11 protein-coding genes are annotated in these 14658 nt (G+C 42.2%); 2 read left to right on the forward strand and 9 right to left on the reverse strand.

Annotated elements, in window-relative coordinates; translation table 11 throughout:
- Nucleotides 1–171: 171 nt before the first annotated feature.
- Complete coding sequence (locus ABDD95_RS22875) at nt 172–735, forward strand: Crp/Fnr family transcriptional regulator (protein ID WP_345949687.1); 564 nt, start codon at nt 172–174, stop codon at nt 733–735.
- A gap of 66 nt (nt 736–801) precedes the next feature.
- Entirely contained in the window at nt 802–1458 is a 657-nt protein-coding gene (locus tag ABDD95_RS22880) for a hypothetical protein (protein ID WP_345949688.1), read from the forward strand.
- Nucleotides 1459–1799: 341 nt separating this feature from the next.
- On the opposite strand, the gene ABDD95_RS22885 is transcribed toward ABDD95_RS22880, so the two are convergent.
- The 9 genes from ABDD95_RS22885 to ABDD95_RS22925 all read right to left on the reverse strand — a co-directional run bounded on the left by ABDD95_RS22885 (nt 1800) and on the right by ABDD95_RS22925 (nt 14533).
- Nucleotides 1800–3212 (reverse strand): pectate lyase, encoded by a 1413-nt coding sequence (locus ABDD95_RS22885; protein ID WP_345949689.1) that lies wholly within the window; start codon nt 3210–3212, stop codon nt 1800–1802.
- A 184-nt stretch (nt 3213–3396) separates the two neighbouring features.
- On the reverse strand, nt 3397–3525 hold the full coding sequence (locus ABDD95_RS22890) for a hypothetical protein (protein ID WP_345949690.1): 129 nt from the start codon (nt 3523–3525) through the stop codon (nt 3397–3399).
- 115 nt (nt 3526–3640) lie between these two features.
- The gene (locus ABDD95_RS22895; RefSeq protein ID WP_345949691.1) at nt 3641–4894 is read right to left on the reverse strand and encodes a delta-60 repeat domain-containing protein; all 1254 of its coding nucleotides are present in this window, start codon (nt 4892–4894) and stop codon (nt 3641–3643) included.
- A gap of 437 nt (nt 4895–5331) precedes the next feature.
- Nucleotides 5332–6870: an alkaline phosphatase family protein gene (locus ABDD95_RS22900; RefSeq protein WP_345949692.1), complete on the reverse strand. Its 1539-nt coding sequence runs from the start codon at nt 6868–6870 to the stop codon at nt 5332–5334.
- A 21-nt stretch (nt 6871–6891) separates the two neighbouring features.
- Nucleotides 6892–7740 (reverse strand): glycerophosphodiester phosphodiesterase family protein, encoded by an 849-nt coding sequence (locus ABDD95_RS22905; RefSeq protein ID WP_345949693.1) that lies wholly within the window; start codon nt 7738–7740, stop codon nt 6892–6894.
- A 10-nt stretch (nt 7741–7750) separates the two neighbouring features.
- Nucleotides 7751–9241 carry a SusD/RagB family nutrient-binding outer membrane lipoprotein gene (locus ABDD95_RS22910; RefSeq protein WP_345949694.1) on the reverse strand — a complete coding sequence of 497 codons (1491 nt, stop codon included), beginning with the start codon at nt 9239–9241 and terminating at the stop codon, nt 7751–7753.
- A gap of 10 nt (nt 9242–9251) precedes the next feature.
- Nucleotides 9252–12653: a SusC/RagA family TonB-linked outer membrane protein gene (locus tag ABDD95_RS22915; RefSeq protein ID WP_345949695.1), complete on the reverse strand. Its 3402-nt coding sequence runs from the start codon at nt 12651–12653 to the stop codon at nt 9252–9254.
- A gap of 196 nt (nt 12654–12849) precedes the next feature.
- On the reverse strand, nt 12850–13854 hold the full coding sequence (locus ABDD95_RS22920; protein ID WP_345949696.1) for a FecR domain-containing protein: 1005 nt from the start codon (nt 13852–13854) through the stop codon (nt 12850–12852).
- A gap of 100 nt (nt 13855–13954) precedes the next feature.
- Nucleotides 13955–14533 carry a sigma-70 family RNA polymerase sigma factor gene (locus ABDD95_RS22925; RefSeq protein ID WP_345949697.1) on the reverse strand — a complete coding sequence of 193 codons (579 nt, stop codon included), beginning with the start codon at nt 14531–14533 and terminating at the stop codon, nt 13955–13957.
- Nucleotides 14534–14658 lie beyond the last annotated feature (125 nt).

Here is a 14658-nt window from a genome sequence, read left to right on the forward strand (position 1 = left end):
GGAGCTTATATGAAAGAGCTTAAAAAGCTGCTTAATGTGCATACTATTTTGCAGCCCAACAATAAAGACAGCTAGCTGCCCCTGCAAAGCTTCGACACATTTTAACTGTATCATTCTCACTTCAATAATATATTCTGCTAAGTTTGTACTATCAGCCTAAAAAAATAAGCGATGACCGGATTCAACCAATTTGCAAACCTGCTTTCGCCGCTTACCCCCATTGCCAATAACGAGTTGCAGGAAAAGCTTAAATGTAAAACGTTTGATAAAGGCGACTACCTTTTAAAGAGCGGACAGGTATGCAGGTATGTCTTTTTTATAGATAACGGACTCGCAAAAACTTCCTTTGAAAATGGAAGTAAGGAATTTATTATGCGCTTTTTTCCTGAGAACACCATGTTCACCGTTTTGGATAGTTATTTTATGCAGTCGCCATCAACATACGATGTTTTGGCACTCGAAAAAACAACCGTTACCTTAATAGCGAAAAGAGACTTGGACCAACTTTGTCAAAGGCACCACTGTATCGAAAAGTTCTTGAGGACGCTAGTATCATCAGCCTCCATGAACATGATGAACCGGATCAGCGAGATGCTTGAAGAAGATGGCATACGGCGGTACAATCGCTTTCTGACAGAACAAGGTGAGCTGTTAAAACGCATAAGTTTAGGTGATTTGGCCAGTTACATGGGTATAACACAGGTTTCTTTAAGCAGAATAAGAGCTAAAATATAGCTTTTTATCATTTGTTAAAAAATCGCTCCCTAATTCTGTACAGGTTTGCATATCAATTAAGTTCTTATGCAAACATCAAAGCGGATACAAACCTCAAGCCTCACTATTGCAACGCTATTCTGCGTTGTTTGTCCAATAATCGGTTATTTGAAGATTGGCTTACCACCTGTAATTATTGTTGGCGGCTCTGCTGTGCTGGCCCTGTTCTTTTGGTATTTTACCTATCTTAAAAATCCTACAGAACCCAACGTCATTTTACCACTATTTATATTAACTGTGGCAGGTTTGCAAATTCACATAATTGAAGAGTACTTAAGCGGCTTTGGCCCGGCAATGAGCCGGTTATTCAACATTCCCTGGAGCGAAAGAAGCTTTCTGATGATTTTTGCGTTGGTAGGACCTACCATTTACACCTTAACAATACTGGGCTTATACAAAAGAGTGCCTCTGGCCGGATTTATAGCCTGGTTTATTTTTATTGGGCCAGGCGTAGCTGAGTTCACTCATTTCATTTTCCCGGTACTCCAACCTGCAATTGAGCCCACCAACATCAACAGTATTAGCCAACAGATTAAAGGAACTCAGATAGATAACATGCACAACTATTATTATAAGGTTACAGGACGTTACTATTTCGCAGGCATGTATACGGCTATCTTACCCATGGTTCCGGGTATTTACGCAATCTATCGTTTGACAAAAAAGCACAAACCTATTAAATAGAGGTTTATGGGATAACTTTTTTCACCCTTAATTCGTCAAACAAATTAACACGTGAAGGCACCACACACAATATGAACAAGATTTACGACCGGCTGCAAAACAAGGGCCTCAACATCTGTGCAAAGTGTGGTAGCAATACCAAATAAAATCTAACATCAAGGGACTACCTGATGTGTGTCAAGATCATACCGGCTAAGGTCATCCTTCTTCATTTCAGATGACCTGGTTAGTAGGTGTTCAATAATTGGTAACAGGCAGTTGTGGTCGCTGCCTGTTACTTTTTTAAATGAACAAAACGCTTACAAAACCCGGTTAATACCTCGATGCTCCACTGTAATTTTTTACTTTACCTGGTTAAGGTAAATTTCCAGCATCGTGTAACCGTTGCTCCCCACTTTATTTCTATCGTTAGCATCATTTTTATTTAATCCATTTGCAGTTTCCCAGGCATCGGGCATACCGTCATGGTCTGAATCAGGCGGTGCAACTGCCGTTGAATAAGCAGGCCATCCACCAACTGCCTTAGGGTCATCAATTATCCCCGGCTTTCCGAATGACCCAATTCCGGTGGGCCGATTTGTGCGCACTTCATTAATTAACCGGCTATCTACAATATCGCGTACGGGCAAAATAGCGCCAACTTTATTAAGCACTGCCTGGTAGGCGTCCCGCGCTGTTTGATCATTTATGGCCTCCACCTTAAAGGGATGATTTACCAGTGCACGGCTTCGGAGCGTGTCCGGAATTTTAGAAAGCTCTAGACCAACAGCGTTGTTTTTGTTGAGCTCAGCATTACCCTCCATTAGGTTTCCGGCCAGATACCATTGGCCGGTGCTGGACGATGCCTTTCCGGGAAAAAATCCTGCTTCACAAAAAATTTGTTTCGCCGTTGATGTAGCAGGACCTGGTTTATAATAGTTGTTTACCATATTTATTTCAGACCGCCCATTCGGAATCTTTACCTCTCCACCATAGCAGGCGTTATTGCGCCCCCAGTTGTAAACAACATTGTTTCGGTAATCAATCACCGCAAGAGTATCATGAGCACGGGAACCATTAAACCGCACCGTTCTGCTGTTTTGGTTACTAATCAGGTTGTGATGATATGTAACATTTTGTCCGCCCCATACACCGCCATAACTTCTCAGACCTTTGTGGTGTCCGGCATTGTATAAGCCCTCGCTTACAATACTCCATTGTACTGTTACGTTTTTTATATCGTACATGGCTGCACATTCTTCATTAGCCCAGCTGAAAGAACAATGGTCGATAATAACTTTCGACATGTTTTCCATATCAAAACCGTAAATGCCATGCGCTAAATTACTCCCCGGTCTGGATCGTAAATATCTTATAATGATATTGCCATTTCTGCCTCCTCCGTTTAATATGAACGAGTTACCCTTGAGGCAAATGCCCTCGCCAGGAGCCGTCTGACCGGCTATAGTTAGGTTTGAGCGGCTAACTTTAATTGCCGCTTTTAAATCGATGATCCCGGCCACGCGAAAAACGATGGTTAAAGGTTCTCCAGGGTACATCTTCAAAGCATCTCTGAAACTGCCTGCTCCTGAGTCGTTCAGGTTGGTAACCTCAGCTACTTGTCCTCCCCGGCCACCTGTAGCATACTTGCCAAACCCCTCGGCACCCGGAAAAGCGATGGCAGGCGTAACTGACTTTGTTTGCGCACTACAAAACGGCCGGTTCGAGCCAAAAAACAAGTTTGCAATTAACAGCGTGTGCAATAGTAATTTCATAAAGGCAATATATTGAATATTGCTATCGATTGAAAGGATAGTCTGCTATTATAAAGTTAGTCAGTTTGCAAATCGTTACTGAGTCTGCAAGAATTTTAGGGGCGTATTAATAAATGGGTTTGGAATGCTTTCCACGCGAGAGATTTCATCAGACTTAGAATTTAGACTGTTTACTGGCTATATCTTACCAGGGGTTATAATGAAAAGTTATATCATCGCTCACGGCTACAAATAACCCATGTTTAAAGGTAGCATTAAGCGGCAGATTCCAGAAATCAAACCCATCGCTTTGACGTGCTGCAATCGGAACCATTTTCAACAACCGGTGCTCAAATAGATGAGCCTGGTACCTTCGCGCTAAATAATTTGTAATAGAAATACCTTAGTGGTCTTCCTTAAAGCATGTGGTACTGCCAAATATGATTTATTTATAATTTTACACGATACAAAGCAGGATTATTGTCATATCCAAAGGCTCCAAACACAATAAAATTATTGTTGTCCTGCCGAACAATTCCTGCAATACTCGTTCCTTCCATACCAAGTTTGAACGTAGGTGAAATATTACCATTTTTATCGAGGAGCTCCAGATATCTTTCCCCTTGCGAAGCTGTTAAACTCAGATGACGGCCTAAAAGTAATTGATCGCTTGAAGTGCCTACCAAAGCACTTAAGTCAGAAGTGTAATTGTTGTTATTCTTGAAAGTGGCGTCAATTGATCCGTCTGTATTCAATCTAGCCACCTGGTGATAATTAGTTATATTATCCCTTGTGTTTGGTATATAGAACTTGTCAAAAGATCCACCTATTATAATTTTTCCATCAGACTGTTCAACCATTTTTATAATGGACCCATTTAATTCAATAGCATTTTGCCCAAGGCTTCTGTAATCCTGTACTTGTGCAAAGCTTTCATCAATCGTTAAATCAGCTGGGTTAAACCTTGCGATAGAGTAAGTTGTTGATTTCCCCGCAGATAATCTGAAAAAGCCTGAAAGGTAAATCTTTCCTGATTTTGATTCAATTAAATCGAGTAGCACTGTGTTATCATCCTGGATACGAAACCCATTGTTTCTGTCATATTCCCCTAATTCGTTAAGACTGAAAAAATGTGCTTCTCCAAAACCATTGGCAAATGTGTTTCTACCGAGAACAGCGATCCTTCCACCAGTCAGCTTAACAAGGGTATTAACTGATGTTATACGGGTGGTTGGAGTGTAAGATTTATCTATTGATCCATCTGCATTAAGACGGATAAGAAATTTGCTAACCCCATCAACCTTAAAAGAACCTGATATCAAAATTTTTCCCTGAGGAAGAGCGATCATACTTATCCTTGAGGGCAAATTGTCTGACCAGGTTTTGTCTTTATCAATATCAAATGATTTATCAATTGCACCATTAGGTGTTAGCTTGTATATCTTAAACTTTGTTTGGTACTGTGGACCAAAATACCCCAGAACAAATATGTTTTTGTTATCGTCAACACAAGCAGCAAACGCACTTCCAGTAACTTCTTTAGAAAATACAGGGTCGGTTATGCCGCTATTAGTAGGATTAGTAGGCGTTGGTTCAACAGTACCAGTACCAGCGGTTGATGGCTCTGCCGTATCGCTTTTACCACATGATGCTATGACAAGGACAAATAGCCCTGCTATAAAGGAAAGGAAATGTTTTTTCATATATAATAAAATTTTTAACAGCCGTTTTTGAACTGAAACACATTTCTAAAATATTACGAAACTTTTTCTCTCCAAATAGTTAGTTGTAACTAAATCGTATTTGATATCCCAAGTGAAAAATGGGTAGACCTAACACTTTTCTTGTTTTACACCACAAGTAACCAGCAAGAAACAAAAACCCTTTAACTCATTGTAAAACATTGTGGTTAAAGGGTTTTAAGTAGAAGAAAACGGACTAAAGCCGAAACTTTATAGGAATAAAAGACATTGTTATCAGACTGCGGCTGTTACAAAAAACGAAATGAATCCATAAGCCTGTAAGTAGTGATTTGGCGGATAAACGTAAATTATTTAGACGGCTAAGCCTCTTACCATATCTACCGTATTTATTGGACTAAAACTTCAATAGATTCAATCATACTCTTGTGTTTTAAGTCTTATTGCCGGGTAACTTTGGTAAAATCAAAATATTGTTGCTTTCCTACAATTGATCGTTGCATATAAAGTTTATATGAAGTTTTACCTGTGCCTGCTGATGCTTCAATATGCTGAATTTTAACCGCAGGTAGCTTTAACGAGCTTTTAACCAGCATTTCGGTTGCCACCCTACCATCCATCTGCTGGGGTACACTTAAATGTTGCAGGTATAGTACGGTTGGCGTAATATCGGTATTTGATGTAGGAATTTCACTTACGTACTTTTTCTTAAAATCAGGTCCGGATACAATGAAAGGGATGTGTATCTCATACGGACTCGTACCGCCATGACCGGCCACACCTTTACTATTGTCCATGCCAGCATAACCAAAGGTATTCTTATCATCATTCCAATTAGGCGATACCACAATATCAGCCGCCCTTTGTGGATGATCCCAGTGTATGGCTTCAAAAGACAGGGTACCGGCAACAGCACCTTTTAAATCCCCGGCTTTTTCGCCTTTGGTAAATATGGCGCCCACCCATGGCTGGGCCTGCAATAAGGTTACAATTTGTTTAATCTTATTAAGATCGTGGTTTTTTACGTAGATGGCATTTTCAGATACAACTACATCGGTAGCTGGGCTGGCCGCTTTTAAACCGCTACTAATGAGTAACGAGGCTACGTCCTGATTACCGGTGTGTGTAATAAACCCATGATCGGTGGAGATAAGAATGTTGATTTGATCAATAAGGCCTTTCTCCTGAATGGCTTTAATCATACGCCCAAACTGTGCATCAACCGTTTTAATGGATGCCATGGTAACTGCCGAGCCAATGCCCGTGCTATGCGCCGCACCATCGGGGTCGGATAACCAAATAGCGCTTACATCGGGGCCATCGGCAGCCAGGCCATAGCGAATAAGCGCATCGGTTACCCACTGATGCTTAGCGGCATTATCGAGCTTGTTGCTTGCCGGTATCGGACCCACTTCGGCAATGATGCGCTCTTTAATATTTTCGGGCAATATCATGTCCGGATTAACAATACCGCCGCCGCTAACGGTGTGGTTTTGCAGCAGGGCCTGCCCGGTAGAGCCAGAACTGAACACCATCATCTTTTTACCAGCCGCCTGTAATACCTCTCCCAAAGAAACAGTAGTAAGGAGATGACCATCTGTAGCTTTGTTAATTTTCTGCAGATTAATGGCATCTCCAGTGTCCATACCCTTTAATGAATCTACCTGTGGAAAATAAACCGTGTTACCCATTAAGCCGGTTTTGGCCGGGTAACTACCGGTTGAATAAGCCGAGGAGTTAACCCGGGTAACGGTAGGGAACACACTGTGGTGTTGATTGCCGTATGCTCCCTGCTGCTTAAAAGCAAACAGGTTAGGCATATTTTGAGCATTAATATAGTCGGGGCGCAAGCCATCAAAAAAAACGATAAGGGTTTTATGCGTTTTGCCTGCATCATCATCTTTTTTAGGTTGTGCTTTTTGCGCATAACATACGGGCAAAGCCATAGCTACAAGCATTATAGTTATCTTAAATTTCATACTGTTTGTTGTATTAATTATTTAATAAACCGGCTTAACAGGCACTATGCCCAGCTTTTTTGCTTCGCCAGTAAAAAGGGGCAGGTTATTGGTCAATATAAAATCAACACCGCTATTAAATAAGCCAGCCATCATTTCGGGCTTTTCGGCATAAAAATAATTGATGCGGATATGGTTCTTTTTCAGCAGATCAATTTGCTCCTTACGGTCTTCGCCAGGTTTTAAAACCAGCAATTGAATAAATTCTGCCTTGTTTTTTATGGTTGCAGCCACATACTGCGGTACGTTAGCGCGGTAGCGGTTATCGGCATTGCAAATTAATATAGCAGGGCAAGCCGCTCTGGCACCTTGCGCGGCATCTTCCTCGCAGGTTAAAAAGGCCTGGTGCATTCTATTGGTTTTTTGAATCACTAACGCAACGGCAGCGCCTAATTTTTTACCTCCTTTTAAGTGGCAGTTAAGCCATACATTTTTTGGCATCATGGCAAGGGTTTCATCAAGCGTAGGCACTTTGGCACCTGCAAACTTGCTGCTTTTTTTGCTGCCCGCATCCAGCTTACGTATCTCGCTCAAGGTCATGTTGGCCACCGCCCCACTGCCGTTGGTGGTGCGGTCAACGGTGCCGTCGTGCATTATAACCAGCGCACTATCTTTAGTGAACTGTATATCAAACTCGATCATTTGCGCGCCGTATTTAATAGCCTCCTTAAAGCCCGGAACTGTGTTTTCGGGCGTGCTTTCAAACCCACCCCGGTGTGCACAAAGACCCCGCTGAGGCATTACTATTTGAGATTTTTGTGCAAATACGGTTGACGCTATTGCCAAAAATGCGACACCGGCAGCTAATTTGCGTTTTATACTATTCTTCATGTTAAATGATTTATTTGTCCCACCAAACTTTAATGTTGCTGTTATCGCCACCCATGGCGGTTACAGCCTTAGCCAAATTATCGGGGTTTAATGACTGGAGGTAAACCGGGTAAGGGCATCTTGAAGGAAACACGTTGCCATCGGGTATGCCGGTACCTCTTGGTAATACAGGGTACCCTGTACGCCTTTTTTCGAACCATGATTGATAGTCGACAAAGAAGTAAGCGTAATACTTTTGCAGCATTATTTGTTGCAATTGTGCATCAGTACTGGCGCCCGGGTTGTAAGCTACACCAGCTTTTTGCAAATAACCGGCAGGCAAAGGCACACCCCATTGTGCCATAGATGCAGTAATGCCGTTTTCATAATGCTTTTGTGGTGAGTTGCCTGTAGCAAACCCTTTAAGAGCTAATTCGGCTTTAATAAATTCCACTTCGGCATAGGTCATCATTATACCTAATTGGGGTAGGGTTTTTAACCCATCGCTGTAGCTCGAGTTTTTATCAACCACGTACTCGGTACTCGACGGATAGCCGCTATCAATCCCTTGATATACGTTAGCGCCGTTTACAGCTACCTGCGTTGCCCAAACTGCTCTGCGCGGGTCTTCATCAGTATTCATTTTGTTGATGAAGAACCTGGTGTAATAATCGCCCTGGCGCCAATCGCTTAAGCGGGCGTTGTAGTAAGGGTTAAAGTAAGGAAATGTACCCGGAAACCTAAAAATGGCATCATCGCTGGTGGTTGTAAATACCGGATTTTTAACCGGATCGGCCAGTATGGCGTTAATCTCACTATTGACGTTAACTTCCCCGCTTCGTTTTGAAATCCTGAGCAGCAAGCGCAAACGCAACGAGTTGCAAAATTTCTTCCATCGGTTAACACCGTCGTTAGTGCTACCGGTTAAGGCATTGGCATTGTACAAAAAATCGCCGCCGTAGGTTAGTGCCTTGGTATTGTCGAGCAACGTATTAGCTGTAGCGAGGTCTTTCAATATTTGCGGATATATATCCTTTTGCTGATCAAATGCCGGCTTCAATATACCCTCCGTAGCTCTGGTAGATTCTGAATAAGGTATATCGCCAAAAGCATCAGTGAGTATAGAATAAGCCCATGATTTATAAATGAGGGATATAGCCATGTAATTGTTCTCTTTGAGCTTTGAGGCTATAGAATACATGTCTTGTACGTCAGTTAACGAGCTATAAAAGCCGGTCCAAAGGAAATCGTTGCTGCTGGGTGTAATTACATAACGGTGTATGCCACCGTTTACGCTGCTCCGGGGCGCGGTAACCTGCATCAGTTCATGCGTAAAGCGGCGCGAACCATCAATGCTCCTGGTCACAAATTTATACTCCATTTGCCCGAGCATTACACCGGGCGTAACTTCTTTAGGCCGGTTAGGATCGGTGTTTAATTCTTCAAAGTTTTTTGTACAAGAAACCAGTAAAGAGGTTGCCAGTAGCAGGGCAGCAACTTTAGATATAATATTAAACTTCATAACTGTTATGTTAAAGTTTGAGTGTAAGGTTTAAGCCGAAGGTTCTTTCGGTTGGAAACTGTGTTAGTTCCACACCAGGCGTTATGGTACCGTTATTTAAATTGGCCGCTTCAGGATCGAAGGCCGGAAAATTAGTTATAATTAAAAGGTTACGTCCATAAACACCTAGCATAACCTGTTTTAGATGCAGCTTGGTTATCATTTTGGCAGGTAAGCTAAAATCTATCCTGGCTTCGCGCAGTTTGATGAAAGAGGCATCATAAATGTTCACCTCTGCGTTGGTGATCTTGTAATATTCGTCATAATATTTACTGGCCGGCACGTTTACAGTATTAGGCTTGTAACTGCCGTCAGGTTGTAACACCACGCCATCGCCCACTATACCGCCATCGCGCCCCGGCAGGGTAACTTTGGTTTTACCCAGCGTATTTAATTTATGGCTGGTTTGTGAAAATACGCTGCCTCCTTTTTGCCCATCGATTAAAAAGCTTACTCTGAAATTTTTGATAGTGAACTCGTTTTGTAATCCGGCTTTCCAGTCGGGGAAAGCATTGCCAAAAACTTTAAGCGTTGGGTCTAACTCGGCCGGTACGCCGGTGCTTGCATAAATAATCTTTCCATCAGGTGAGCGTTGAAAGCCACGTCCGTACATATCGCCCATACGGCCGCCTACGCGTGCCTCAATAGATACGTTGGTATCGTGATTATAAATTACCTGGTTGGTAATGCCCTGGGCCAACTCTCTTACATAACTGCGGTTGCTGGAAAAATTAACAGTGGTATTCCATTTAAACTGCGGATTATTAAAAGGTTTTCCGGTTAGTTGCAACTCAATACCCCGGCTGTTAATTAAGCCCGCGTTTAACAGAGCGCTTGAATAACCTGAGATAGGATCGAGCGGAATAGCCAAAATTTGGTTACGGCTGTTATTGGTGTATAAGGCCAAATCTATCCCTAAACGACTTTGGAAAAAGCGCATATCCAAACCGGTTTCAAAACTGGAGGTAATCTCGGGCTTCAAATTAGCATTGAACAGTGTGGTTGGATTGGTAAAGCTGTTGCTATATATTCTATCGTAATACTTGGCTGTTTGGTACGGCCGGGTATCATTACCAACCTGTGCCCACGAAAAGCGGAACTTAGCAAAAGACACTGCTTTAGGCAGTGTAAACATATCGCTTAATATAAAGCTGGTGCTTACTGATGGGTAAAAGAAAGAATTGTTTCCGTATGGTAACGTGCTGGACCAATCGTTACGGCCAGTAACATCCAAATAAGCGTAATCATGATAAGATAGCTGGCCAAAAGCATATAAACTATGGATCGCTTTCTCGCTTTTGTTAGGATCGGCAACGGCCTGATCCAAGCTGTTGGATATTTGATAAATGCCGGGTTGCGCTAACTGGTCTGCATAAATACCTGCAAAATTATACGTCTGCTTCATTAAGTTACCACCACCCGATACCGAAAACTTTATATCATTTGTGATCTTATCTTTGTAGGACAACAATAGGTCGGTATTACTCTCGAAATTGAAAACGGTTTGCTCTCGGTAACTTCCTTTAGGGTACTTAGTCATGCTGTACGGACGTTGCTGCGAACGGAACTCATTTGAAAGGTCGACACCCGAGCGGAGCATTAATTCCAGTTTAGGGTTAAAAGTATAGTTGGCCATAACATTACCAATTACACCGTTCTTGTTAATTTTATTCAGCATTTCGTATACCTGCAGGTATACGTTGTCGGGACCGGGATTGAAGGGCAGCCTTTGCTGAATGTTTACCTGGCCAGGTTGCCAGTACGGTTTAAACCAGTCAATATCCACATTGGGAGTGGTACCCAATATCATAAAGTACATGATGGTTTGGTTATTGTAACCCGATAATGGAAGATTATCGCTGCGTTTATTAGTGTAATTAGCTTTACCAGATATTTTCAGCTTATCAGATATTTTTTGATTGGCCGATAGGGCAACTGATAATCTTTCGAAACCTGTATTAGGAACCAGCCAGTCATTTTTTAAATGAGTAACCGATAACCTGCCCGAACCATTTTCATTACCACCCTCAATAGAAACATTATTAGTACGAGTAACACCGGTGTTGAAAAATTTGGAGATGTAGTCTTTACGCGCAACCCAAGGAGTACGCTCTGTCGGCTTACCATCAGGCGAATTGGGGTTATACTGAAAATACATCTGCCCATCAAACTTAGGGCCCCAAGCCCTGCCCTGTGCTGCGGCTGCTGCCGTATTAACACCATCGGGGCTGTCGCCGTAAGAGTAATACTTATCGGTACGGCCTTCACCATATTCAAACTGATAATCGGGCCATTTCATTACACCATCAAAACTCAGGTTGCCGTTATAAGTGATGCCTAAGCCCTTATCATTTCGCTGACCCGATTTTGTAGTAATAATCAACGCTCCGCCAGCTGCACGGCTACCATAAAGTGCGGTAGCAGCCGGTCCTTTCAATACAGTTACCTTTTCAATATCATCTGGGTTAATGTCCGATACATCCGATCCGAAATCAACAGGGCTGTCGGCGGCTAAATGCGCTTTGTAGCCTGTGCCGGTAATTCGGTTACTTACAGGTATACCGTCAATTACAATTAATGCCTGGTTATTGTCCAAATTTAATGATGACTCACCTCTGAGCGTAATACGCGACGAGCTAACAGGCCCTGAGCCCGTGCTTACGATATTAAGCCCTGCCACCTTGCCAGCCAGGGATGATACCCAGTTATTGGTTTTAGCGTCTTCCAGACTTTTAGAGGTTACATTTTGAGCTGAGTAGCCTAATGATTTTTCTTCACGCCTTATACCTAATGCTGTTACCAAAACCTCGTTCAGGGATTTTGTGGAAGGTTTCATACCAATGTTCAGTATGGTGCTCTCGCCTGCTTTAACCTTAATGCTAGACAAATGCTGTGTTTCAAAAGAAACATAGCTAACATCAACCGTGTAGTTACCCGGTGCGGCATTGATAGAAAAATTTCCATCAGCATTACTTATCGCAACTCTGTTTAATTCTACAATGCGTATGGTAACGCCAGGTAAAGGCTGACCTGTTTCGTCGGTAATCTTACCTGTAATTTTGCTATCCTGAGCACTAACCCTTTGTAAAGTAGTTAGTACTATATAGCTGCCCTGGTTATTGTAAGTAATACCGGCATCGGTTTTTAACCATGCCAATACCTCTTTAACGGTAGCGTACTTTTTTCTTACCGCTATAGTACGGCTAAGTTGTCGGTTTACAGTTTCATCAAAGGAAACCTGCGCATTTGCCTGTTTTTTTATAATCTCAACAATTTGCTGGCCGCTGTATTGCGCTGCTTGCATTTGTAAGTTTTGCTCAAGTACCTGCGCTGCTGCAGCCGTTAGGGTGTGTGCTGTTAATAGTAGCACCATTGTAAAACACCGCTGAAATTTATTACATATAATAAGCCATAATGATGGTTTCATTGTTACTTTTGATAGGTTATAGGGTTGCCGCCCTGTAATTAAAATCGACTTTTTAGCTGATGCTCATCAGCTGATTGGATTGCCGCCCTGTTAACGCAGGGCGGTTTTTAATGAGTAAACTATTGGTTCATGCCCTCCTTCGTTAATAGATATGAATGCTGTTTTTTCCTGTTTTGTACTTAAAGCCGGCAGTTGCCGAAAGAATATCAAGCACTTGTGGTAATGATTGACCTTTAAAATCAGCAGTAATTTTCTTGCTTAGTAATGGCTTGCTTTGAACGCTAATGGTAATGTTATACCATTTTTCGAGTTCTTTACAGATTTGGGCAAAACTGGTTTGGTCAAACGCCAACTCACCATCTACCCAGTTCAGTAGCTGATCGGGTTGTACCCGCTCCATCGTATAATTACCTGTAACCTCCTGAAAAGTGACCTTTTGGCCCGGGTGCAGAATAGCTAATTGTTTAAATTTTTTACTACGTACGCATACCCGGCCGGTGCGTAATAATACAGATGCCGTGCTTGCTCTTTTGGCTGCGTTAACTTCAAACGAGGTACCCAGTACTCGGGTGGTTACTTTTGAGGTGAGTACATAAAAAGGTTTTTGTTTATTATGGGCAACCTCAAAGTAGGCGCGGCCAGTTAAAAATACTTTCCGGTTTGTTGCATTAAAATCACTTGGTATATCTATTACCGTTCCTGGAAACAATGACAAACGGCTACTGTCCGGAAGCGTGATACGATCTATTTTGCCATACCCTGCCTCAATACGTTGGTAAACCACTGCTGATTGCAGCAGGCTTGGCGGCTGCTTAAAGTAAACAGCAAACGTAGCCGATAACATGAACACCGTTATAGCCGCTGCATAAGCCATCCAGTTACGGCTATGCTTAGGTTGTAATTTGGCCGTCTGATGAGATAGCAGGGTATCAAACTTTTGCCATGTCTGCTCTTGTTGCTCGCGGCTTAACGGCAAAATATCAGCATCTGTATCAGCCATGGCTTCTTTCAAACACTGCTCTACATAAGCTGTATCTGCTTCCATCGCCAGGTAGACTTCTATAGCCTTATGTTCATCGGCCAAGCTATTCCCATTAAAATAATTTATGAGTGCTTGCTTTGAGGGTTTCTTTATTCTGTTGGGCATTCTACAGGTAAGAAGCCCAAAGTATCAGGGATGTACTATGACAATAAAAAACTTGATATGGACTTAACACCCGCTTAACGCCGGCAAAGAAAAACAGGCCTTAGCGCTTTAAAACAGCAATTAGAATAAATAGCGGGAAAATATCTGAGTATTCGTGCAGCTCGGTTTTTAAGAGTTTAAGGGCCGAAGCAATGTGATTGCGCACGGTATTGCTGGAGATGTTTTGCAGCTGACTAATTTCCTGATAGGTATAGCCCTGATCACGACTAAGCAAAAAAATCTCCAGCCTTTTAGCTGGTATTTTTGATAGTGCAACTTCATACCTAAGTTGTAATTCTTTAAGATTAAACTGACTGTCAACTGTGGTTAAACATTGGTGTTCTTCTACCACACTCAACTCTTGCGTTTTAAAAATCTTCTTTCTCACCATACGGCTAATTTCCTGCCTTAGCATGCCGTAGAGGTAACCTTCCAGATTTATGATATTTTGAATACCTGTTTTATGCTGCCATATTTTTAACAGTACATTCATAGCCAATTCCTCGCACTCCTCGCTGTTTTTACGCATGCGGTAACCCGCGGCATACAATTTAGGGTAATAATGGTCAAACACACCTTTATAGGCGCGCTCATCTCCGTTTAACCATTGGGCGGTGTATACTTCAATTGAGTGTGACATATCGCTACAAAAGTATGCGGGTGCTGTAGCAATTATTTCAATTTTGCATTAAGTGATTATTAAGTTTTGAAACCTATGTTGTTAGTTTTTACAGTATTGAATCCGCTTTTATCCTAGGTGCAATT

The sequence above is a fragment of the Mucilaginibacter sp. PAMB04274 genome (assembly GCF_039634385.2).
In the GTDB taxonomy this organism is placed as follows: domain Bacteria; phylum Bacteroidota; class Bacteroidia; order Sphingobacteriales; family Sphingobacteriaceae; genus Mucilaginibacter.

Bases quoted from the DNA above. Each gene is read 5' to 3' on its own strand.
- ABDD95_RS22875 (WP_345949687.1), top strand. From the start codon at position 172: ATGACCGGATTCAACCAATTTGCAAACCTGCTTTCGCCGCTTACCCCC.
- ABDD95_RS22880 (WP_345949688.1), top strand. From the start codon at position 802: ATGCAAACATCAAAGCGGATACAAACCTCAAGCCTCACTATTGCAACG.
- ABDD95_RS22885 (WP_345949689.1), bottom strand. From the start codon at position 3,212: ATGAAATTACTATTGCACACGCTGTTAATTGCAAACTTGTTTTTTGGC.
- ABDD95_RS22890 (WP_345949690.1), bottom strand. From the start codon at position 3,525: ATGGTTCCGATTGCAGCACGTCAAAGCGATGGGTTTGATTTCTGGAAT.
- ABDD95_RS22895 (WP_345949691.1), bottom strand. From the start codon at position 4,894: ATGAAAAAACATTTCCTTTCCTTTATAGCAGGGCTATTTGTCCTTGTC.
- ABDD95_RS22900 (WP_345949692.1), bottom strand. From the start codon at position 6,870: ATGAAATTTAAGATAACTATAATGCTTGTAGCTATGGCTTTGCCCGTA.
- ABDD95_RS22905 (WP_345949693.1), bottom strand. From the start codon at position 7,740: ATGAAGAATAGTATAAAACGCAAATTAGCTGCCGGTGTCGCATTTTTG.
- ABDD95_RS22910 (WP_345949694.1), bottom strand. From the start codon at position 9,241: ATGAAGTTTAATATTATATCTAAAGTTGCTGCCCTGCTACTGGCAACC.
- ABDD95_RS22915 (WP_345949695.1), bottom strand. From the start codon at position 12,653: ATGGTGCTACTATTAACAGCACACACCCTAACGGCTGCAGCAGCGCAG.
- ABDD95_RS22920 (WP_345949696.1), bottom strand. From the start codon at position 13,854: ATGCCCAACAGAATAAAGAAACCCTCAAAGCAAGCACTCATAAATTAT.
- ABDD95_RS22925 (WP_345949697.1), bottom strand. From the start codon at position 14,533: ATGTCACACTCAATTGAAGTATACACCGCCCAATGGTTAAACGGAGAT.